Origin of the sequence: Agromyces sp. ISL-38 (assembly GCF_018613935.1) — a bacterium.
Taxonomy (GTDB): Bacteria; Actinomycetota; Actinomycetes; order Actinomycetales; family Microbacteriaceae; genus Agromyces.
The window spans coordinates 56,312-76,830 of sequence record NZ_JAGGPF010000002.1 but is presented as its reverse complement, the minus strand read 5'-3'; the positions used below and the strand labels follow the sequence as shown (position 1 = coordinate 76,830).

Below are 20,519 nucleotides of genomic sequence, written 5' to 3'. Positions count from 1 at the left end.
GGGGTGGTGCTCAGGCGTCGACGGGGCCGGGGGTGACGGCGGCGATCGCCGAGAGCGGCAGTGTGCGCTCGATGTCGGCCTTGCGGTCGCGCGCGCGCAATCTTCCGTTCGCGACGCTCGCGGGAGCGAGCAGGTAGTCGGCCGTCTGTCCGCCCGGCATGCGCACGGTGACGGTGAGCGTCTCCTTCGCGCGTGCGGCGGCCTCGAGCTGCCGGGCGAGCCACGCGAGCTCGGTGGCACCCTCGTCGCCCTGCTCGAGCACGCGATCGAGGAGCGCCGCGATCGGGTCGGTCTTCGGCGCAGGGGCCGGCGCGTGCGCGAGCCGGTGCCGGCGCAGGCGCACGATGCGACCGTCCGCATCTTCGGCGGCGACGGGATAGCGCGCGTCGGAGAGGGCCCAGAACACGACGTCGGGCGTGAATCGCGAGAGCAGGCGGTTCGGGCCGGCCTGTCGCAGGCCGATCGACGCGAGCGACTGGTCGACCGAGAGCGTGCGGATGATCTGTTCGTCGTCGGAGCGGATCGATGCGCGGGCCGGGCCCTCCGACTCATCGGCTGCGGCGACCCGAACGGAGCCGAATCTCGCCGCCGCCTCGGCGACGAGGTACTCGAGGGGTTGCGGGATGCCCGTGAGCGAGAGCGCACCGAGGAACGAGAGGATCGATTCGGCCGACTCGCCGGCGGCGAGGCCTCGATTCACGGATGCCGCGCTGACGCGATACGTCGAGGCGAGGTCGCGTCCCTCGACGTCGGCGAAGGTGCGCAGCCTCGCGTCGAGTGCCGGCTCGAGCGGACCGGGCGAGACGATCGACAGGTCGTGCTGCACGTAGACCCGGTCGACCTGCTTCGGGAAGTGCGCGGCCAATTGCGCAGCGGCGCGGTCGAGTTCGCCGGCGAGCACGAGCCGGCCGGCTTCGACGGGTTCGCCGGCGACCGCGAGGCCGAGGGCTTCGGCATCGTCGACGAGCCGTTCGACTCCATCGGAGAGCCATCGCCCGCCTGCCGGGTAGAACCAGCGCACGTCGTCGCGGAACGTCGATGCGGAGAGGGTCTCGCTGCGTCGGGCGACGAGATCGCGCAACGCCGGTGGAATGCGGTCGCGCCAGCACTCGGCGAGCCTGCGCCAGCGGCCGGCGGCCGTCTCGAGCGCCCAGGCGGCTCCGAGGTCGGACTCCAGCCAGAAGGCGCCGTCGCGCACCACGAGACCGGCCTCGTCGGCGCGGTGGAACAACCTCGGCAACGCGTCGAGCTCGGTGCCGCTCGCCTCGGCGAGGCGCTTCGAGTCGGGCAGCGCGAGTCCGCCCTTCGCGAGCTCACGCGCGGGCTGAGTGCCGAGCTCGGCGATGAGTTCGGCGGTGGCGGCGACCGTGGCGTAGGCGGTCTCGGCTGCCCGGCGTTCGAGGATGCTGCGGTCGATCTCGTCGAACGCCACGAGCACCGGGGGAGCGGGGGCGGCCAGCTCGGCGGCCGAGGGTATCTCATGGCCCGACCTCGACGTGAGCCGGGAGGCGACGGCCGACGGCACGTGCACGCGATCGCCCGCCTCGACGACGAGCAGGTTGTTCGAGAGCGCATCGAGCAGGTCGCCCGCGGCATCCGAGAGCTCACCGGATGCCCCGAGGCGCACGAGCTCGGTTCGCACCTCGTCGACCGTGGTGCCGGCATCGGCGCCGACGATGCCCGCGGCAGCGGCGAGCACCGCGAGCCGGGGACGGTCGAGGCGACTGATGGCCTGGTCGACGGAATCCGATGAGAGCAGCGCCTCGGCGAGGTCGAAGAGGTCGCGGATGCCGACCGGGTCGAAATCGCGCGTCTGAAGCGCTGCGGCGAGTTGCTCTCGCGGCAGCCCCCGAAGTCGTGCGGCGAGCTCGAGCATCGTCTCCGGGTCAGCTCGATCCGGCGCGCGAGGTGCGGGCCCGGCGGATGCCGTTGACGATGAGGAGCGTGATGAGCAGGAGGAACGCGATCGGCAACCCGAACCACGGCAGCATGAGCACGAGCGGCCACACGCCCCGACTGAATCCGTCGTCGGCTGCGGCTCCCGCCATCGTGCCGATCATGACGGCGAAGAAGGCGAGTATCGAGAGACCGACGACGGCGGCGAACATGTACGCGAGAACTCGTTCGGCGCGATTGTCGGTGATGTTGCCGGAATCGCTCACACGTCCAGAATAGGCCCACAGGGGCAGCTCGCGCGGCCCCGGGACCCTAGACTGGGCCGAGTACGGCGCCGCGATTCGGCGCGCCTGCAGACATGAGCGAGGTTTCCATAATGCCCACCGGCAAGGTCAAGTTCTACGACGAGGAGAAGGGGTTCGGCTTCATCAGCTCCGATGACGGCCAGGAGGTCTACCTCCATGCATCCGCCCTCCCCGCCGGTGCGACCGTGCGGGCGGGCACCCGGCTCGAGTTCGGCGTGGCCGAAGGCAAGCGCGGCGCGCAGGCGCTCTCGGTGCGCGTGCTCGACGCCCCGGTCAGCCTCGCGAAGATCAATCGCAGGTCGGCCGACGACATGGCGGTCATCATCGAGGACCTCGTGAAGTCCCTCGACGGCATCGGCGCAGATCTGCGCCGCGGCCGCTACCCCGACCGGGCGAAGGCCCGCACGATCGTCGCCGTGCTGCGCAAGGTGGCTGATGAGCTGGATGCCTGAGCAACCCGACTCCGATACAGTCCCCGCCCCGGCGGAAACCGACGCCACCGAGCCCGGCGCTGCCGAGGCCGAGGCCACCGAGGCCGCGCCCGACGTCGATTCGCAGATCGCCGAGGCCGAGCCGACACCGGTCGTTGCCGACGAAGCGCTCCTGGCATCCGTCGACCTCGCCCGTCAAGCGCTGCTCGACGTGACGCCTGCGCAGACCGTGGGTTCCGTGGTGGGCCACCTCGTCGAGGGCGAGCATGTGCTCACGCTGCACTTCGCCGCGGACCTCGCCGGCTACCCCGGCTGGCACTGGAGCGTCACGATCGCCCGCGTCGGTCACGACGACGAGGCCACCGTGGTCGAGACCGAGCTCATGCCGGGCGAGTCCGCTCTGGTGGCGCCCGATTGGGTGCCCTGGTCGGAGCGGCTCGCCGACTACCAGGCCGCCCAAGAGGCCATCGCCGCTGCCGTGAGTGAAGCCGAGCTGGCCGAGGGCGACGACGAAGACGAGGAAGACGAAGTCGACGACGACGAGGAACTCGACGAGCTCGACACCGATGACGACGATCCCGACGACGGCGATGCCGACGACCAGTTCGACGGGATCGACATCGATGCACTCGACGAATCGGCCGACGCCCGCGACGAGCAGCACGACGATTCGGACGCATCCGAAGACTCTGACAGCGCAGACGACTCCGACGACGCACACGACTCCGTAGAATCTCGCGACGGAGACGACACAGACGATTCCGGGGACGCCTAGATCCGATCGGGTTCGTGGACCCCGACGATGATGACGGGCCCGTTCCCCCTGGGGGCGGGCTCGTTCAGTCGCCGGCCGAGCGGCGCACGCGCCGGCGCACGAGGAACACGACGGTGAGTCCGAGGAGCCCGGCAACGACACCCGCGATCGATGCCGCCGTGAACCAGCCGAGTCCGGCGGCATCGAGCTGCGCCTGCAGTACGACCGAGACGATCAGCGCCACGAGCCATACGGCGGTGCCGACGGCGAGCGCGGTGCGGGCGTCGGTTCGCGCCGGCGCCGGATCGGGCCGCCGCTCGCTCTCGCCCAGCCAGAGCCGCATGCTCAGCCGAGCCGCTCGAGCACGTAGTCGATCGACGCGGTGAGGGCTCGCACGTCGTCGGGCTCGATCGCGGTGAACGTCGCGACGCGAAGCTGGTTCCGGCCGAGCTTGCGGTACGGCTCGGTGTCGACGACGCCGTTCTCACGAAGCACCGAGGCAAGGCGCGCGGCATCCGTCGACTCGTCGAAGTCGATCGTGACGACGACTTGCGAGCGGTGCGCCGGGTCGGCGACGAACGGGGTCGCCACCGCGGTCTGCTCGGCCCAGTCGTAGAGCACCGACGACGACTCGCGAGTGCGCGCATCGGCCCACGCGAGGCCTCCGGAGCCGTTCATCCAGTCGAGCTGGTTCTCGAGCAGCAGCAGCGTCGAGAGGGCCGGGGTGTTGAGGGTCTGGTTGAGGCGCGAGTTGTCGACGGCGTTCTTCAGCGACAGGAACTCGGGGATGTAGCGGTCGCTCGCCGCGAGGCGCTCGATGCGCTCGATCGCGGCGGGCGACATGAGGGCGAACCAGATGCCGCCGTCGGAGGCGAAGTTCTTCTGCGGGGCGAAGTAGTAGACGTCGAACTCGGCAGGGTCGACGAGGATGCCGCCCGCGGCACTCGTGGCGTCGATGACGGTGAGGGCGCCGTCGTCGCCGGCGATGCGCGAAACCGGCGCCATGACGCCGGTGGACGTCTCGTTCTGCGGCCAGGCGTACACGTCGACGCCCTCGGTGGGCTCGGCGCTCGAGCGCGATCCGGGATCGGCCTTGCGCACGTCAGGGGCCTCGAGCCACGGTGCACCGGCCGCGGCCGCGAACTTCGCGCCGAACTCGCCGAACGAGAGCAATTGCGCACGACGGTCGATGAGGCCGGATGCCGCGGCATCCCAGAACGCGGTCGACCCGCCGTTGCCGAGCACGACCTCGTAGCCGTCGGGCAGGTCGAAGAGCGATGCGAATCCGCTGCGCACGCGGCCGACGAGGTCTTTCACGGGGGCCTGGCGGTGCGAGGTGCCGAGGATCGAGGGGCCGAACTCGGCGAGGTGGGCGAGCTGCTCGGGCCGTACCTTGGAGGGGCCGCAGCCGAAGCGTCCGTCGGCGGGCAGCAGGTCACGAGGGATCACGAGGCTCGGCATGCGTCGATTCTAGCGAGGGGGTGGAGGCCGGTAGGCTTGGTGACGGACTGCGGCAGGAGGAATCACGGGTGACCGATCTCATCGACACGACGGAGATGTACCTCCGCACCATCCTCGATCTCGAAGAGGAGAACATCGTCCCGCTGCGGGCTCGCATCTCCGAGCGACTCGGCCACTCCGGTCCCACCGTCTCGCAGACGGTCGCCCGCATGGAGCGCGACGGACTCGTCATCGTCTCCGGCGACCGGCACCTCGAACTCACCCCCGCGGGTCGCAGCAAGGCCGTGCACGTCATGCGCAAGCATCGCCTCGCCGAGCGGCTGCTCGCCGACGTGATCGGCCTCGAGTGGGAGTACGTGCACGACGAGGCATGCCGGTGGGAGCATGTGATGAGCGAGCAGGTCGAGCGGCGCCTCATCGAGATCCTCGGAAGCCCGCGCGAGTCGCCCTACGGCAACCCCATCCCCGGGCTCGAAGAGCTCGGTCTCCCCCCGGCAGACAAGTTCATGACGGGCGTGGTCCGCGTGCTCGACGCCGTCTCGGCGAGCGACGAGCCCGTGCGCGGCGTCGTGCGCCGTCTCGGCGAGCCCGTGCAGTTCGACCCCGAGCTGCTCGGCCAGATGAGGCAGGCCGGCATCATGCCGGGCGCCATGGCGTCATTCAGCAAGGCCGGCGGGTACGTGCTCGTGCAGGTCGACGGCGTCGACGGCGCGCTCGAGCTGCCGACCGAGGTCGCGAGCCACATCTTCGTCAGCGAGTAAAAGGCCTGATCACGGCCGCGCCGTGATCAGAATGTGACATTCGGGTGAGCCTCGCGTATCCTCGGTCAAGTCCGCTGACGAGAAGCCCGTCGGCGGAACAGGATCGAGAGCCTCCCATTGCCCGCCGCTCGATCCGGAACCCGTGAAGCGCCATCGCGCGCATCCGGTGGGGCGACACTCGGTGTCGTGGGGCGACGGAGGTAAAGTTTTGGCTCGATTCTCCCGGCGTCGTCTCACCAGGAACCCCGCTCGCGGGGCCGCAACGAAGGCGATCGTCGCCGCGAAGGCATCCGCTTCCCCCAGTCCAGACCTCGCACACAAGGTCGCAACCAAGCCGCTTCCGTCGACCACGCGCAGGCTCCGCCGCGGCGGTCTCGCGAACGTCGTCGTCATGACGGTCGCCGCCGGCATCGTGGGCACGCTCGCGATTCCGGCCTACGCGTTCGCGCCAGGTTCGGAAGGGCCGCAGTTCGCCGCCACCGACGCGACCAAGCTCACGAAGGCCCAGGCCCAGTCCGTCGACGTCGCCGACGATGTCATCGCCGCACCGGTCACGAAAGACGGCTACGCCGCCGTCAGCGGGGCCGAGATCAAGGCCGCAGCAGAAGCCGCGGCTGCCGCCGAAGCGGCGCGCGTCGCAGCCGAGACGGCGATGACCTCGTATGCCGCCTCCTACAGCGGCCCCTCGGTCGGCGACTTCCTCGCCAGCCCGCCGTACCCGAACTTCGACCTCGCCAGCGTCTACAACGTCGCGACCCAGTACATCGGCGTCCCGTACGTCTACGGCGGCGCCACCCCTGCGGGCTTCGACTGCTCGGGCCTCGTCATGTACGTCTACGCGCAGTTCGGCGTCAGCATGCCGCACTCCTCCACCGGGCAGGGCGCCATGGGCACGCGCATCTCCGAAGCCGACGCGCAGCCGGGCGACCTCGTGATCATGCCCGGCCACGACGGGTTCTACGCGGGCAACGGCATGATCCTGCACGCGCCCTACGAAGGGGCATCCGTTCGGGTCCAGCCCATCTGGACGAGCGACTACTACATCGTGCGCATCGGCATCTGAGTGTGAACATCGCGTGACAGGAAGCGGGAATTGCGCGCCGGAGGTCTCCGGCGCGCAATTCGTGCTTTACCCTAGAACCCTGACGATCCGAGAGCCGGGCAGGGGAAAGCCGATGGTCGAGACGCGCAGCATCCATTCCACGGACGCGCGCGCGCAATTCCACCAACGGCGCAGCAGTCAGCCGAACACGAACCGGGCGAACGCGCCGACGGGCACTGTCTTCATGACGGTGCCCGTTCTTTGTTTTCCGGGCGATTCGCGTGCTTCGGCTTCGACCGCTCACACCGCCCCGCCAGCACACCGCAGCGTCCTCGGAGCGCAGAACCGTTCACGCGGCTGGAAGCCATCCAGCCCCGATCGAAAGGCACTCCATGCGCACTCTCGTGCTCAACGCGGGGTATGAGCCCCTTGCCGTCGTGTCGTTCAAGCGCGCCCTGTTGCTCGTGATGAACCAGAAGGCCACCGTGATCCTCCATGAGGAGGGAAATCCGGTGTGCGCTGCGAGCGGCTCATGGGAGAGACCGAGCGTGATCGTGCTGACCCGGTACGTACGCACGCCGCGGGCGCACTCCGTGCCGGTGAGCCGGCGCGGTGTGCTCCGCCGCGACGAGCACCGGTGCGCATACTGCGGCAGGTCGGCCGCCACGATCGATCACGTGCTGCCGAGGTCGCGCGGCGGCCGGGACACGTGGGAGAACCTCGTCGCATGCTGCTTGCGCTGCAACAACATCAAGAGCGATCACACCCCCGCAGAGATGGGCTGGGAGTTGCGTTTCACGCCGCGGATGCCGCATGGTCGCAGCTGGATCGTGCGCGGCTTCGAGCGCCCGCTGCCGCAGTGGCACGAGTACCTCGCCACGGCCGCGTGACCGTGACAAACCGACGAAGCGTGCCCTATGGTGGTGGGAGTCCGGAGGGCCCCATGCCCCTCCATGACCAACCAAGCCACTCCGCACCGGGCTGCATCGCGGCCTTGTGCGGCATCCGGAGGTTCAGCTGTTGAGCGGTGACGACACGAGCGAGGCCCACCAGCACCCGCGCTCCGGGCATCGAGCGGCCGATCGAGGTCGCGTTCGCGCTACCGCAGCCCGCCCCATTCGCTCCCTGAGTGCAGCCCCTCGCCCCCCTCGCCGGCGCAACGGCCCGGCCCGGGTGTTCGCCACGTTGCTCGTCGTGCCGGCGATCGTCGGCACCGTGGCATTGCCCGCGTACGCGTTCATGCCGGGCGGCGAGAGCTTCGGCGCATCCGGCTCGTTCAGCCTCTCGGTCGCCGAGGCCCAAGACGTGGAGGTGTCATCGCTCGCGAGCGGTGCGCCGGTCTCGAATGAGGGATTCGCAGTGACCACGAAGGCCGAGATCGAACAGGCCAAGGCCGAGGCCGAGGCCAACGAGCGCGCCGCATGGGCCGCGAATCTCGCATCGCGCGGCACCGGCAGCTATGCCATCTACACCGTGAAGGCCGAGGGTGACGACTACCCGTGGTGGGATCAGGTGCCCGACGACTACGGCGGAGGCCTCTCACCCCTGCGGTACTACTTCCGGGAATGCGTCGACTTCGCCGCGTGGCGCTTGAACCGCGACGCCGGCGTCACGAGTGCGCCGTGGAAGTGGGACTGGGCCTCGCTCGGCGCCGGAAGCGCGTACTCCTGGGCCGACGCGTGGGAGCGCAACGGCTGGCCGACGAGCAGCGAGCCCGTGGTCGGTGCGATCGCCTGGTTCCCCTACAACCACGTGGCCTATGTGCAGTCGATCAACGGCGACGGCAGCGTGAACCTCGAGGAGTACAACCAGAACTCCGACCACTCGTACCACCGGCGCACGATCGCCGCCGGGTCGGCGCTGTACCTCTACCCTCCCGGCTGACGCCCGCCACCCCGGCGGTTGAGGAGCGGCGAAGCCGCGTATCGAAACCCGCCCCGCCTACGGCATCCGTGCAAGGCACGCCGGCGCGGGCGTGGAAACCGTGCCGACGACGCCGGTCGGCACACCGCGCTCGAGCGCGACGATCGCGATCGAGTCCGAGCCCTGGTCGGCGACGAGCGCGAACCGCTCGTCGTGCGTCACCTGGAGGTCTCGCGGATGCCGCCCGCCCGTCGGCACCGATACCACGTGTTCGAGGGTCTGCGCCTCCGCGTCGAAGCGCAGCGCGCTGAGCGCGTCGGCGTCACGGTCGCCGACGAGCACGATGCCGTCGCGCGTGAGCCGGATCGCGGAGAGCCCGAGACTGCGCGGCTCGACGGTCTCGTCGACCGGCACCCACGCGAGCTCGCGCCCTGCGGCGAGATCGACGATGCTCACCGTGCGGTCGAGCTCGTTCGCGATGATGGCGAGGTCACCGTCGATCACGAGGTGACGGGGGCCGGCGCCGGCGTGCACGACGATGTCGTCGGCGTCGTAGTGCTCGAGTGCGACGGGCAGGTCGCGGAGGCTGAGCACGCGAATGCGATCGGCGCCGAGGTCGGGCACGAGCACATGATCACGTCCGGTATCGAGCACGGCCTGGTGCGGGTGGGGCGCCTCCTGCCGCTCGCGGTTCGGGCCCGAACCCTCGAAGTCGACGATGAGCACGGCCTCGGCCGCGGCATCCGGACCCACCGGGTGCACCGAGAGCCGGCTGCCCGAGTAGTTCGCGGCGAAGGCGAGGTCGCCCGCCTCGTTGAAGGTGAGATGGCACGGATCAGCCGCGCCGGTCGCGCCCGCCTCGCCGAACGGGAGGGCGGCGTCGCCCTCGATCGTCCATGCCGAGACGAGCCCGCTGCTCAATTCGTGCACGATGCCGAGCACGCCGGTTGCCGCGGAGAATACGAGGTACATCGGGTTGGGGCCGACGTCGACGAACGCGCCGAGGGTGGCAGTTCCGTCGGCCGTGACATCGAGCGGTCGGATGCCGCGAGCCGCCGAACCGATCCGTCCCATCGTCGACGCGCCAACCCAGAACCTCGTCGCGCCCACTGTGCGGCTCACGCTCGCCTCTTCTCCCGCGGCCCCGCCGCGCTCGCATCCGTGCCGATCGGCATCGCTGAACACGCTACCGTCAGCCGGTAGACTCGTGCGGTCAGCCTCTGTAGCTCAATGGAAGAGCAGTTCCGTCCTAAGGAAAGGGTTGGGGGTTCGAGTCCCTCCAGGGGCACCATCGTCATCGTGGCTTTCCCGCCGTGATTACACGCGGATAGAGTGCGGGCATGAACGCCACCCCAGACTCTGCACGAACCCACGTCGAGAGCGCACTGAGCGCGGTTTCCGCGATCTACCGGAACACGGGCCCCGACGTCAAGGACGCCAATGACCGGCACGACTTTGCGTCCGCCGCGATCGCCCAGTCGAACATCGCGATCGCGGCTGCGCTCCTGGAGATCGCCGAGGCGATGCGCGAAGCACGCGCTTGATCACACATGGGCGTTCGAAGCCGGGCCGATGCAGTCGAGGCCGCTGACATCTACCGCTGGGAGAAGTTCGACCCCGCCATGCCCGTCGCCGATTCGTGCGGCTCACCAGCCGCACGGGCTTCGTCGCAGTGAACGCCGGGTCAACGATGGGGAAGGCGTTAGCGCGCGCTCTCGCTGCCAAGGGTCTCCGGAGAACCGCGCGTCTTCATGAGGGCTCTGATTAGTATTCTTGACTCCACCCCATGAAAGGAGATGGCTTGTACGTCTCCAACGTAATCGACCAACTCACGGACGAGTTAGAAGAGCGCATCTCGGGTGTCGCTGAGCACCTTTCTCGGTCGCTTCGAAAGGCCGAGCAGTTCCGCGACTGGGCACCTCGCAAGCGATTTGACCCGAAGGACGTAGGTAACCGCCCGACGCCGATCAGCATGCCCGCGTTCCCAGTAGCGCAGCATCTGTCGGCGTGGCAGCGTTTCGCGTGGGGCTTTTATGGTGAGGCCAAACGTCGAGCGGTCGCGGAGAGGAGCTCGACCTATCAGGCTGCATTGGCGAAGTTCAGCGGTCAGTGGCAGGCCGCGATTGCGGAACGACAACGCGAGATAGAGCAGTTCGAGTTGAAGCTGCGTGGCGAGGAACGGGCTGCCGCTGACTACAACGAGAGCGTGAGGCAACTCGAAGAGTCATCCGCACGGGGCGACATTGAAGCTCAATGGCAACTGTTCGAGACGCGATTTGCCGCGTTTATGCGAACGCTCGACCCGCTTACGGGCAGCCATCGCATCACGTACAGCGCGGACTCACATCGAGTCGTTGTGGAATTTGACGTACCTCCAAAGTCCGTCGTCCCCGCAGAGAAGAGCGTCCGATTTCTGAAGACCACGGGCGAGCATCGCTACTCCTACCGCACAGACGCTGACGTCAAGCGGATGTACGCAGTATTCGTTGCTCAGGCCGTTCTGGGCGTCGTCAACGGAGCGATTCGGCTCTCGCCATCTTCACTTGTTGAGACTGTCGGAGTGAACGCCGTCGTTGACGCGCCAGATCCTGCTACGGGGGTGATGACGACAATTCCAATCGTGAGCGTCGTCTCAAGTCGCAGCATCTTGGAGCAGATCCAATTCGCCGAAGTCGATCCTGTGGCGTGCTTAAAGCACCTATCGGCTGTCGTGTCCCGTAGTCCAGCGGAAGTTGCGCCGATTCGTCCGATCGTGCGACTCGACATGACCGACCCACGTTTCGTGGCCGACAGCGACGTTCTCGCTGACCTCGACGCTCGGCCAAACCTGATGGAGCTAACTCCGAACGAGTTCGAGACCTTAGTGCAGAACCTCTTCTCGAAGATGGGCCTCGACACTAAGCAAACTCGTCCCTCAAGAGACGGCGGTGTGGATGCGATCGCGTATGACCCTCGCCCGATTCTTGGAGGCAAGATCGTAATCCAGGCGAAGCGCTACAAGGGCACTGTTGGCGTTTCAGCGGTTCGCGACTTGTTCGGGACTCTTCAGAACGAGGGCGGCAGCAAAGGCATCCTGGTCACAACGAGCGGCTACGGCTCAGCGAGCTTCGAGTTTGCGAAGAACAAGCCGCTCGAACTGATCGACGGAGGTAATCTTCTGTTCTTGCTTCAGGAGCACGCGGGTATCGACGCGAAGATCGTTATGCCAGAAGACTGGGAAGACCCGCGACCTGACGGCGAGTGAGAACAATGGCACCCGATCGGGTACCGAGTCAGTAGTAGTCCTCGGGGTCGGGTAACGCTGCATCCATTTCGGTGATTCAGTCCTCTACTGCCCCGGGCAATCTGAGCTCCGAGTAGCGCTACCAGGTTGGGGAAGTCCGCATCTTCCTGTGTGTCAGTTAGCCCGCCTGCATAGCGAAACACGGTGCCGCCTTTCTCGGCATCGTGAAGCAACTCGATGAGCTTCCTCATGCTGTCCGGCCATTCTTGCTCAAGCTCCAGCGCGTCGTAGTGCTTCAGTAGCTCGTTGAGAAGCCTGTACAGATTGTGGCCCAGATCATCCCTCAGGCGCTTCTCGACCGTGTCGTACGCAAGGCCGGGGTTCCCGCCCTCCTCGTGACGACGCCTGATGAACGAGAGTGCGCTCTCGCTCAGCTGCGAGCCGAGCACGCAGCGGCGCAGTTCGCGAGCGCGCTCGAGGTGGGCGACCAGTCCGTGCGGGCGCGTGAGGGGGTGCCAAGCCCGAAGCCCGCGGCTCACGATCACGACGTGGGCGTGAGCTCCATTCGCTCTTCGAGCGGCAGCAGCGGTTCGAGCACCACGAGACGGTGCCGAGCCAACATCTCGTCGGTGATGATGATGCCGCCGTTGGTGTTCGACTCGTTCATGAGCTCTTCGAGCCAACGCCGGTCGAGGTGCTGGCGTTCATGGGAGTCGAATGTCGCCCAGAGTTCCATCGCCGGATGCAGCCAGAAGCTGTCTTGGCCGTGCTCGGCCTCCATGTGCTCCCACGAGAGGATGAACTTCTCGTGCACGCGGAACTTCGCGACGATCACCGCATGCACGTGCGCGAGCGTGTAATCGTCGATCTCGACTTCCTGTCGGAGCTTGCCGAGATACAGCGTGCCCATGCACATCAGGATATTGGGGGCAAGCGGCTCGGCATAGAGAGAATCGGACGAGCGGTACGGATGTCGGTGCCCTTGAGACCGCGGATTCCGCCAGCCTGCCCATTGACCTCTCCGGAAGATTCTTCTACTGTTTATTTAGTCCTGAACTAAGCAGAGGGAATCAATGGCGATCAGCTCGACCGAGCGCACCGACGTGAACCGGTCGGCCATCCTCGCGCATCTCGGTGCGAGCGGGCCAGCCTCTCGTGCGGAGCTGGCGCGCACCCTCTCCGTCTCGCCGGCACTCATGACGCAACTCACGCGCGAGCTCATCACCGACGGCCTCGTCGTCGAGCTGGAATCGGCTCCGTCGAGCGGTGGCCGGCCGGCGCGCATGCTCGGGCTCGTGGCCGGCGGCGGGCGGGCGATCGGCATCAAGGTCGTCGCCGACCACATCGCCTTCGTCGAGGTGGGAATCGACGGGCGAGTGCTGCGCTCGCAGAGCGAGCCATTCGATGCCGCTGCGGCCACCGCCCTCGCCGAGCTCTCCGACCGCATCCGCAGCTTCATCGACGGAGGCGCCGACGCTCCGCTTCTCGGCGTGGGCGTGGGCGTTCCCGGCTCCGTCGACCTCCCGGGCAGCGGCGTCGTCGACGCGCCCCAGCTCGATTGGGTTCAGGTGCCGATCGGCGAGTCATTGCGCCGATCGCTCGGGCTCCCGGTCATCGTCGAGAACAACGTCAACGCGCTCGCCGCTGCCGAGCGTCTCTTCGGTCTCGGGCGCACGACCGCGAACTTCCTCATCGTGACGATCGGCACCGGCGTCGGCGCGGCCATCGTCGCGGATGGCAGGATCATGCGCGGCGCGTCGGGTGGAGCCGGCGAGCTGGGACACTTCCCGGTCGCCGACGAGGGCCCGTCATGCCGATGCGGCAACCTCGGATGCCTCGAGGCGCACATCAGCGAAGACGCCCTCGTCTCCGCGGCACTCGAGCGCGGTGTCCTCCCCGCAGGGGCCGGCATCTCCGAGCTGCTCGCTGCCGCCGATCGAGGGGACTCCAGTGCGATCGGCGTCTTCGAGGACGCCGGCCGGCTCCTCGGTCGAACCCTCGCCGGTGTCGTACAGGTCGTCGACCCTGCCCTCGTGATCGTGCTCGGCGAAGGCACGGCGGCCTGGGCGCACTGGTCCGGAGGGTTCGAGCCCGCGTTCCGCGCGCACCTCATGGCGCGCCGCCGGAGCATTCCGGTCGAAGTCGAACGATGGCAGGACGACAGCTGGGCGCAGGGCGCCGCCGCGCTCGTGCTCGCCACCCCGTTCGAGTCCGAAGGGCTCACCGGCGACCAGGGGCGGCTCATCCGTGCCCGGCTCGTGGAACAGGCGGCCCGCCAGTGAGCGTCATCACGACCCCGCCGGCGGCGATCCCGATCGTCGCGGAGTCTCCCGCCACGCGCCGAGCGCTCCGGCCGCGGCGTCGTCGGGGCATCCGTCACACTCTCGTCGTCGTTGCATTCCTGCTCCCGAGTGCCCTGCCACTGGTGTTCTTCGTGCTCGGCCCGATGGTGGCCGCGGCCGTGATCAGCCTCACCGAGTGGAATCTGCTCGCTCCCGCCGAATGGGTCGGCCTCGACAACTACGCGAACCTGCTCGGTGATCCCGCGACCTGGGCGGTGTTCGCGCACACCCTGTACTACATCGCGGGATACCTCCCGCTCGTGTACTTCGGAGGACTCGCCCTCGCGCTCGCGCTCAACACCGCGTTGAAGGGACGGTCCCTGCTGCGGGGCGTGTACTTCCTGCCGGTGGTCACGAGCTGGATCGTCGTCGCGATCGTGTGGCGGTGGCTGCTGAACCCGAGCAACGGCATCGTGAACGCCACCCTTGCGACCTTCGGCATCGACGGGCCGGGGTGGTGGACCGACCCGGCGTGGGCGATGCCCTCGATCATCCTCGCGTCGGCGTGGAAGGACCTCGGGTTCGTGATGGTCATCCTGCTCGCCGGACTCCAGGCCATCGACCCCGAACTCGTCGACGCGGCGAAGGTCGACGGTGCCGGATGGTGGCGCCGCCTCGTGTCGGTCGTGATGCCGCTGCTCTCGCCCTCGACGTTCTTCGTCGTCGTCATCTCGCTCATCAACGGGTTCCAGGTGTTCGACCAGGTCTATGCGATGACCGGCGGGGGACCCGGTGGCGCGACCCAGGTCGTGGTGCAGCAGGTGTACGACCTCACATTCAGGTACGGCAGCGCTGGCGAGGCATCCGCCCTCTCCTGGCTGCTCTTCCTCGTGATCCTCGCCGTCACGGTCATGCAGGTGCGCGGTCAGCGCAAGTGGGTGAACTATGCGTGAGACCACCCGTGGTCGCTCCATCGTGCTGCACGCCGTGGTCATCGCCGGCGCCCTCGTGATGTTCTTCCCCTTCTATTGGACGGTCGTGACGTCCCTCAGCCCCGGAGCCGGCCTCAGTGCGACGCCGTCGCTCTGGCCGGCCGATTCCGGGCTCGACGCCTATCGCGAGCTCTTCACCGAGTTGCCCTTCGCCCGGGTCATCGGCAACAGCATCGGCCTCGCGATCGTCACGACGCTCGTGCAGCTCATCACGAGCGCGACCGCCGCGTATGCATTCAGCAGGCTCGCATTCCGCGGTCGAACGGTGGTCTTCGGCGTCTACCTCGCGACGATGATGATCCCGCTGCAGGTACTCATCGTGCCGTTGTTCGCCGAGCTCAAGGCCTTCGGCCTCATCGACACGTACCTCGGCGCGCTGCTGCCGACGTTCGCCTCGGCGTTCGGCATCTTCCTGCTGCGGCAGGCGATGAACCAGGTGCCGTTCGAGCTCGACGAGGCGGCCACGCTCGACGGCGCCGGCCACTTCCGAATCTTCTGGACCGTGGTGCTGCCGAACATCCGGCCCGCCCTCGCCACCTTGGCCGTGTTCGCATTCATGGGCAGCTGGAACAGCTTCCTGTGGCCCCTCGTCGTCTTGCGCTCGCCCGAGCTGCAGACGCTGCCGATCGCCCTCGCCGGGCTGCAGGGCCAGTACACGACCCAATGGGACGTGATCATGGCCGGCTCGGTCGTGAGCATCCTGCCGATGCTCGCCCTTTACGTGTTCGCCCAGAAATACGTCATCCAGGGCGTGGCGAACGCCGGACTCAAGTGACCCCCGCACCGCATATCGAAGGAGATACCAGCATCATGCGAACCACACCCCTCACTGCGATCGGGCTCGCCGGCGTCGCCGTGCTCGCCCTCACCTCCTGCTCAGCCGGGGGCGGTGGCGACGACGGACCCGTCACCATCACCTACACGAACTTCATCTCGAACGGCGGCAACGAGGAGAACCTGCAGGCCATCGTCGATGCGTTCGAGGCCGAGAACCCCGACATCACCGTCGACGTGACGACGCTGCCATACGGCGACTACGGCACGGCGCTGCAGACCGATCTCGCCGCCGGCACGGCGTCGGACGTGTTCGACATCGAGTACACGAACTTCGCGCAGTACCAGGCGAACGGCGTGCTCGCCGAGCTCGAGGTCGACGACCCCGGCGTCTATCGCGGCTCGGTGCTCGAGGCCTACCAGACGGATGGCGCGCAATTCGCCCTGCCGAGCTCGTTCTCGACCGTGGTGCTGTACTTCAACCGCGACCTCTTCGATGCAGCCGGACTCGAGTACCCGTCCTCCGATTGGACGTGGGCCGAGGAACAGGCCGCAGCCGAGGCGCTCACCGACCAGGCGGCCGGCGTCTGGGGAGATCACCAGCCCGTGAGCTTCTACGAGTACTACAAGGTGCTCGCCCAGAACGGCGGTGACTTCCTCGATGAGTCGGGCACCAACGTCGCGTTCAACAGCCCCGAAGGCATCGAGGCTGCGAAGTGGCTCGTCGAGAAGAGCGGTACCGTCATGCCGACGATCGAGGAGGGCCAGGGCACGCCGGACTTCGACACGAACCTCTTCACCGAGGGGAAGCTCGCAATGCTGCACTCCGGCATCTGGGTTTTCGGCACCGTCGCGGACGTGCCGTTCGGTTGGGACATCGCCGTCGAGCCCGGCAACACCGAGCAGGCGAGCGCCCTCTTCTCGAACGCCGTCGGGGTCTCGGCGGACTCCGAGCACATCGCGGAGGCGACGAAGTTCGCCGAGTTCCTCACGTCGAGCGAGATCATGGTCGACACGCGGCTCGAATCCGGCTGGGAGCTCCCGGCGATCTCCGATGAGGCCGAGCTCTCGGGCTACCTCGAGCTCGGAGACCCCGAGAACCGTCAGGCCGTGTTCGACTCGCTCGACGGCGTCGCGCTGCCGCCGGTCGTCGCCGAGGGCCAGCAGGAGATGCAGGACATCATGACCGAAGAGCTCGTCGAAGCCCAAGCCGGCCGCAAGTCGGTCGAAGACGCCCTCGCCTCGGCCGAGGAGCGCATCAACGCCGCGATCGGCGGCTGATCACGGGTCCGGGGCGGCGATCGCCCCGGACCTGCCCTCCATTCGACCCAGAACACAGAGAGCTGACGGATGACCCTCCAGGCCACCCCGCCGTCGACGCCGCGCGTCGACCTCATCGAACCGGCACGACTCGGCGTACAGCTCATCGAGCGCCTGCAGGACGCTGGCGGCGCCTATCCTGCGAGCCCGTCGTTCTCGGCCTACGCCGGGTACAGCTGGTTCCGCGACGGCGCGTTCATCGCCGACGCGATGTCCGCCGCCGGATCAGCCGAATCCGCCGAGCGGTTCTTCTCGTGGTGTGCGGCCGTGCTCGAGGCACGGGAACCGCGCATCGAGGCGATCGTCGCCGCCGCCCGGGCAGGAGCGCCCGTCGCCGACCACGAGATGCTGGGCACACGCTTCACCTTCGCCGGTGAAGAGGGCTCCGATGACTGGTGGGACTTCCAGCTCGACGGATACGGCACCTGGCTCTGGGCCGCCGGCCAGCATGTGCGGCGTCATGGCGGCGATCCTGCTCCGTGGCGCCGCGCCATCGAACTGACCGTCGACTACCTCATCGCATCGTGGGAGCGGCCGTGCTTCGATTGGTGGGAGGAGCACGCCGAGCACGTGCACGTCTCAACGCTTGGATGCATCGCCGCAGGCCTGCGGGAAGCGGCCTCGATCGGCGTGCTCGACGCCGACCGGATCGAACTCGCCCGATCGGCGGAGGCGGCGATCCTCGAACGGATCCACCGCGACGGCGTCGTCGACGGCCACCTCTCGAAGTGGATCGGCAGCCGCGAGGTCGACGCCAGCCTGGCCGCCGTCGTGGGACTGCTGGATGTCGTCCCTGCGACATCCGAATTGGGCTTGGCAACGATTGCCGCCGTTCGGCGCCAGTTGGCCGTCGACGATGGCGTGCACCGCTACCTCGCCGACACGTTCTTCGGCGGCGGGCAATGGCCGCTGCTCTCCTGCTTCCTCGGCATCGCCGAATCGAGGGCCGGCAATGCCGCCGGTGCCGAGTCGCTCTTCAGATGGGCCGCGTCCGCCGCCACCGAGTCGGGCGACCTGCCCGAGCAGGTCCGGGCGCACCTGCTCGCTCCCGATCGATTCGACGAGTGGGTGAAGCGTTGGGGAACCGTGGCCACGCCGCTGCTGTGGAGCCATGCCATGCTCGTGCGGCTCGCCGTCGAACTCGGTGCCGAGGTCGGTCGATGATCCGGCACCGCCCGTTCGGATCGGGGCATCCGTACTCCGTCGACACCGAGCAGCGTTCGCCCGTCGATCCGGTAGCGGGCGAGCATCTCACGCTGGGAGTGCGGGCGACGCCCGACATCGGTGCGGTCGACCTCGAGCTCGAGGTGACGTCGCCCGACCGTGTCGTCGAGACCTCACGGGTTCCGCTCACCCGCACGAGCCGCCGGTCGCGCGGCCAGACGCTCGACGGCGGCCACCTCGCCTCCGCGCAGGCCCGGCTCGCGCGGGCGGCGGGCGGCTGGACGGTGGTGACCGAGGCTCCGGCTGCGGGCAGCGGCATCCGCTACCGCTTCGCCGGCTCGACCGACGACGGTGCGCACGTGCGCACTCGTTGGTTCGAGACGACGACGTCGATGTGGACCAGCGCGCCCGATGCGACGGTGACGCAGCACGGTGCCAGCCGGGTGCTGCCCGGCACGGTCGAGGTGCTGAGCGACGGGGTACACGTGCGGCGGGTTCGATTCGCGCTGCCGCTCGCACCATCCGAGCACGTGACCGGCTTCGGCGAGCGCTTCGACGCCCTCGACCATCGCGGCGACCGCCTCGACTCCGTCGTGTTCGAGCAGTACAAGAGCCAGGGCGCCGAGCGCAAGACCTACCTCCCCATGCCGTTCGCGCACGTCGTGGGCGGCAGCGGCTGGGGCTTCCACGTGCGCACGAGCCGGCGCGTCTGGTTCGACGTGGGCGCCGCGCAACCCGATCGCCTCGTGGTCGAGTTGGAGACGGATGCTGCGAACGGCGAGCCGGCCGTCGACCTCGCCATCTACGACGGCACGCCGCACGCCGTGCTCGACGCCTTCCTCGATGAGACGGGCCGCCCCGAGGAGTTGCCCGACTGGGTGTTCCGGCTCTGGGCGAGCGGAAACGAATGGAACACGCAAGAGCGTGTCATGCGCGAGCTCGACGCACACGTCGAGCACGACATCCCCGTCGGTTCGCTCGTGATCGAGGCCTGGAGCGACGAACAGACGTTCACGGCGTTCCGTGACGCGCGCTACGACGTGCGAGAGCACGGCGAACCTGCGCGGCTCGGCGACTTCACGTTCCCGGCCGATGGTGCGTGGCCCGACCCCAAGGGCATGGTCGACGAGTTGCACGATCGGGGTGTGCGCGTGCATCTCTGGCAGATCCCGCTCATGAAGATGCGGCCGCACCCGAAGGGACAGGCGGCCGCCGACGCGCGGGCCGCGGTCGATGCGAATGTGCTCATCCGGGAACCGGGCGCGCGCGGCGGTCTTCGTCCGTATCGGAATCGCGGCTGGTGGTTTCCGCTCGCGCTCATGCCCGATCTCACCGACCCTCGTGCAGCACGCTGGTGGACCGCGCAGCGCCGCTACCTCGTCGAGGAGGTCGGCATCGACGGCTTCAAGACCGATGGCGGCGAGCACGCGTGGGGCCGCGAGCTGGAGTACCTCGACGGCACGCGTGGTGACGAGGGCAACAACAGGTTCCCCGTCGCGTATGCGAAGGCGTATGGCGACCTGCTGCGTTCAGCCGGCAAGGCGCCGGTCACGTTCAGCCGTGCCGGCTTCACGGGTTCCGCAGCGCACGGAGCGTTCTGGGCCGGCGACGAGAACTCGACGTGGGAGGCCTTCCGCTGGTCGCTGTTCGCCGGTCTGTCGGCGTCTGCGAGCGGAATCCTCTACTGGGGCTGGGACATCGCCGGTTTCTCGGGCGATGTGCCGTCGGCCGAGCTCTACCTGCGTGCCAGTGCGGCCGCGGTGTTCGTGCCGATCATGCAGTACCACTCCGAGTTCAATCACCACCGGCGGCCGTCACACGACCGCACGCCGTGGAACATCGCCGAGCGAACCGGTGACGATCGGGTCCTCCCGGTCTTCCGTTCGTTCGCCCACCTGCGTGAGCGGCTCGTCCCGTATCTCGCGGCCGAGGCGCGTGAGGCCATACGGGTCGGTGCACCGTTGATGCGGCCCGTGTACTTCGATCATCCGGCCGAGGATGCCGCGTGGTCGCATCCGGTGCAATGGATGCTCGGTCGCGGTCTGCTCGTCTCACCGGTCGTCGTCGAGGGTGAGATCGAGCACGAGGTCGCCTTGCCGCCCGGGGCGTGGGTGGACGTGTGGACGGGTGACGTGCACGAGGGGCCGAGCCTCGTGCTCCGCTCGACGGAGATCGACGAGGTGCCGGTGTATGCAAGATCCGACGCGTGGCCGGAGCTTGCACCGATCTTCCGGGGTGATCGCTGAGCGCT

The 20,519-nt window shown here is 68.2% G+C and carries 20 protein-coding genes and 1 tRNA gene; 15 read left to right on the top strand and 6 right to left on the bottom strand.

Annotated elements, in window-relative coordinates; genetic code table 11:
• Positions 1-10: 10 nt before the first annotated feature.
• Positions 11-1,876 (bottom strand): helicase-associated domain-containing protein, encoded by a 1,866-nt coding sequence (locus tag J7E25_RS03310; protein WP_214867972.1) that lies wholly within the window; start codon positions 1,874-1,876, stop codon positions 11-13.
• A 10-nt stretch (positions 1,877-1,886) separates the two neighbouring features.
• Entirely contained in the window at positions 1,887-2,162 is a 276-nt protein-coding gene (locus tag J7E25_RS03305) for a multidrug ABC transporter ATPase (protein ID WP_214867971.1), read from the bottom strand.
• A gap of 110 nt (positions 2,163-2,272) precedes the next feature.
• Here J7E25_RS03305 and J7E25_RS03300 point away from each other — a divergent pair, with 110 nt between their 5' ends.
• Both J7E25_RS03300 and J7E25_RS03295 read left to right on the top strand, forming a co-directional pair.
• Positions 2,273-2,653, top strand: a complete 381-nt coding sequence (locus J7E25_RS03300) for a cold-shock protein (RefSeq protein WP_214867970.1) — start codon at positions 2,273-2,275, stop codon at positions 2,651-2,653.
• Positions 2,646-3,407, top strand: a complete 762-nt coding sequence (locus tag J7E25_RS03295) for a DUF3027 domain-containing protein (protein WP_251038771.1) — start codon at positions 2,646-2,648, stop codon at positions 3,405-3,407. The genes J7E25_RS03300 and J7E25_RS03295 overlap by 8 nt, the downstream gene beginning before the upstream one ends.
• Before the next feature lie 64 nt (positions 3,408-3,471).
• Here the strand turns inward: J7E25_RS03295 and J7E25_RS17730 are convergent, their stop codons facing one another.
• The gene (locus J7E25_RS17730; protein WP_215009363.1) at positions 3,472-3,729 is read right to left on the bottom strand and encodes a DUF2530 domain-containing protein; all 258 of its coding nucleotides are present in this window, start codon (positions 3,727-3,729) and stop codon (positions 3,472-3,474) included.
• A gap of 2 nt (positions 3,730-3,731) precedes the next feature.
• Positions 3,732-4,847, bottom strand: coding sequence for a phosphoserine transaminase (serC, locus tag J7E25_RS03290; protein ID WP_214867969.1), 1,116 nt, complete (start codon positions 4,845-4,847; stop codon positions 3,732-3,734).
• Between the two features lie 68 nt (positions 4,848-4,915).
• Between serC and J7E25_RS03285 the strand changes: the two genes are divergently transcribed.
• The 4 genes from J7E25_RS03285 (at position 4,916) to J7E25_RS03270 (ending at position 8,534) form a co-directional block, all read left to right on the top strand.
• Positions 4,916-5,608 (top strand): metal-dependent transcriptional regulator, encoded by a 693-nt coding sequence (locus J7E25_RS03285; RefSeq protein WP_214867968.1) that lies wholly within the window; start codon positions 4,916-4,918, stop codon positions 5,606-5,608.
• A gap of 208 nt (positions 5,609-5,816) precedes the next feature.
• Positions 5,817-6,671, top strand: a complete 855-nt coding sequence (locus J7E25_RS03280) for a C40 family peptidase (protein WP_251007177.1) — start codon at positions 5,817-5,819, stop codon at positions 6,669-6,671.
• Between the two features lie 371 nt (positions 6,672-7,042).
• Positions 7,043-7,540: an HNH endonuclease gene (locus J7E25_RS03275; RefSeq protein WP_214867966.1), complete on the top strand. Its 498-nt coding sequence runs from the start codon at positions 7,043-7,045 to the stop codon at positions 7,538-7,540.
• Positions 7,541-7,823: 283 nt separating this feature from the next.
• Positions 7,824-8,534: a CHAP domain-containing protein gene (locus J7E25_RS03270; RefSeq protein WP_214867964.1), complete on the top strand. Its 711-nt coding sequence runs from the start codon at positions 7,824-7,826 to the stop codon at positions 8,532-8,534.
• Positions 8,535-8,591: 57 nt separating this feature from the next.
• Here the strand turns inward: J7E25_RS03270 and J7E25_RS03265 are convergent, their stop codons facing one another.
• A complete protein-coding gene (locus tag J7E25_RS03265; protein WP_214867962.1) occupies positions 8,592-9,635 on the bottom strand; it encodes a beta-propeller fold lactonase family protein in 1,044 nt (347 codons plus the stop codon).
• Positions 9,636-9,729: 94 nt separating this feature from the next.
• Here J7E25_RS03265 and J7E25_RS03260 point away from each other — a divergent pair.
• From J7E25_RS03260 to J7E25_RS03250, 3 genes are all read left to right on the top strand, one after another.
• Positions 9,730-9,804 (top strand) — tRNA-Arg (locus tag J7E25_RS03260).
• Positions 9,805-9,853: 49 nt separating this feature from the next.
• Positions 9,854-10,057: a hypothetical protein gene (locus tag J7E25_RS03255; protein WP_214867960.1), complete on the top strand. Its 204-nt coding sequence runs from the start codon at positions 9,854-9,856 to the stop codon at positions 10,055-10,057.
• Between the two features lie 257 nt (positions 10,058-10,314).
• On the top strand, positions 10,315-11,757 hold the full coding sequence (locus J7E25_RS03250; RefSeq protein WP_214867958.1) for a restriction endonuclease: 1,443 nt from the start codon (positions 10,315-10,317) through the stop codon (positions 11,755-11,757).
• 520 nt (positions 11,758-12,277) lie between these two features.
• Here the strand turns inward: J7E25_RS03250 and J7E25_RS17725 are convergent.
• Positions 12,278-12,646, bottom strand: a complete 369-nt coding sequence (locus J7E25_RS17725) for a hypothetical protein (RefSeq protein ID WP_251038770.1) — start codon at positions 12,644-12,646, stop codon at positions 12,278-12,280.
• Positions 12,647-12,809: 163 nt separating this feature from the next.
• Here J7E25_RS17725 and J7E25_RS03240 point away from each other — a divergent pair, with 163 nt between their 5' ends.
• The 6 genes from J7E25_RS03240 to J7E25_RS03215 all read left to right on the top strand — a co-directional run bounded on the left by J7E25_RS03240 (position 12,810) and on the right by J7E25_RS03215 (position 20,514).
• Entirely contained in the window at positions 12,810-14,018 is a 1,209-nt protein-coding gene (locus J7E25_RS03240) for an ROK family transcriptional regulator (protein WP_214867956.1), read from the top strand.
• Complete coding sequence (locus tag J7E25_RS03235; RefSeq protein ID WP_214867954.1) at positions 14,015-14,971, top strand: carbohydrate ABC transporter permease; 957 nt, start codon at positions 14,015-14,017, stop codon at positions 14,969-14,971. Before J7E25_RS03240 ends, J7E25_RS03235 begins: the two co-directional genes overlap by 4 nt.
• Complete coding sequence (locus J7E25_RS03230) at positions 14,964-15,785, top strand: carbohydrate ABC transporter permease (RefSeq protein WP_214867952.1); 822 nt, start codon at positions 14,964-14,966, stop codon at positions 15,783-15,785. Before J7E25_RS03235 ends, J7E25_RS03230 begins: the two co-directional genes overlap by 8 nt.
• Before the next feature lie 35 nt (positions 15,786-15,820).
• Entirely contained in the window at positions 15,821-17,065 is a 1,245-nt protein-coding gene (locus tag J7E25_RS03225) for a sugar ABC transporter substrate-binding protein (RefSeq protein WP_214867950.1), read from the top strand.
• Between the two features lie 69 nt (positions 17,066-17,134).
• Positions 17,135-18,268, top strand: a complete 1,134-nt coding sequence (locus J7E25_RS03220; RefSeq protein ID WP_214867948.1) for a glycoside hydrolase family 15 protein — start codon at positions 17,135-17,137, stop codon at positions 18,266-18,268.
• Positions 18,265-20,514 (top strand): TIM-barrel domain-containing protein, encoded by a 2,250-nt coding sequence (locus J7E25_RS03215; protein ID WP_214867946.1) that lies wholly within the window; start codon positions 18,265-18,267, stop codon positions 20,512-20,514. The genes J7E25_RS03220 and J7E25_RS03215 overlap by 4 nt, the downstream gene beginning before the upstream one ends.
• The last annotated feature ends 5 nt before the right edge of the window (positions 20,515-20,519 follow it).

Bases quoted from the DNA above. Each gene is read 5' to 3' on its own strand.
- J7E25_RS03310 (WP_214867972.1), bottom strand. From the start codon at position 1,876: ATGCTCGAGCTCGCCGCACGACTTCGGGGGCTGCCGCGAGAGCAACTC.
- J7E25_RS03300 (WP_214867970.1), top strand. From the start codon at position 2,273: ATGCCCACCGGCAAGGTCAAGTTCTACGACGAGGAGAAGGGGTTCGGC.
- J7E25_RS03295 (WP_251038771.1), top strand. From the start codon at position 2,646: ATGCCTGAGCAACCCGACTCCGATACAGTCCCCGCCCCGGCGGAAACC.
- J7E25_RS17730 (WP_215009363.1), bottom strand. From the start codon at position 3,729: ATGCGGCTCTGGCTGGGCGAGAGCGAGCGGCGGCCCGATCCGGCGCCG.
- serC (WP_214867969.1), bottom strand. From the start codon at position 4,847: ATGCCGAGCCTCGTGATCCCTCGTGACCTGCTGCCCGCCGACGGACGC.
- J7E25_RS03275 (WP_214867966.1), top strand. From the start codon at position 7,043: ATGCGCACTCTCGTGCTCAACGCGGGGTATGAGCCCCTTGCCGTCGTG.
- J7E25_RS03255 (WP_214867960.1), top strand. From the start codon at position 9,854: ATGAACGCCACCCCAGACTCTGCACGAACCCACGTCGAGAGCGCACTG.
- J7E25_RS17725 (WP_251038770.1), bottom strand. From the start codon at position 12,646: ATGGGCACGCTGTATCTCGGCAAGCTCCGACAGGAAGTCGAGATCGAC.
- J7E25_RS03240 (WP_214867956.1), top strand. From the start codon at position 12,810: ATGGCGATCAGCTCGACCGAGCGCACCGACGTGAACCGGTCGGCCATC.
- J7E25_RS03230 (WP_214867952.1), top strand. From the start codon at position 14,964: ATGCGTGAGACCACCCGTGGTCGCTCCATCGTGCTGCACGCCGTGGTC.
- J7E25_RS03225 (WP_214867950.1), top strand. From the start codon at position 15,821: ATGCGAACCACACCCCTCACTGCGATCGGGCTCGCCGGCGTCGCCGTG.
- J7E25_RS03220 (WP_214867948.1), top strand. From the start codon at position 17,135: ATGACCCTCCAGGCCACCCCGCCGTCGACGCCGCGCGTCGACCTCATC.
- J7E25_RS03215 (WP_214867946.1), top strand. From the start codon at position 18,265: ATGATCCGGCACCGCCCGTTCGGATCGGGGCATCCGTACTCCGTCGAC.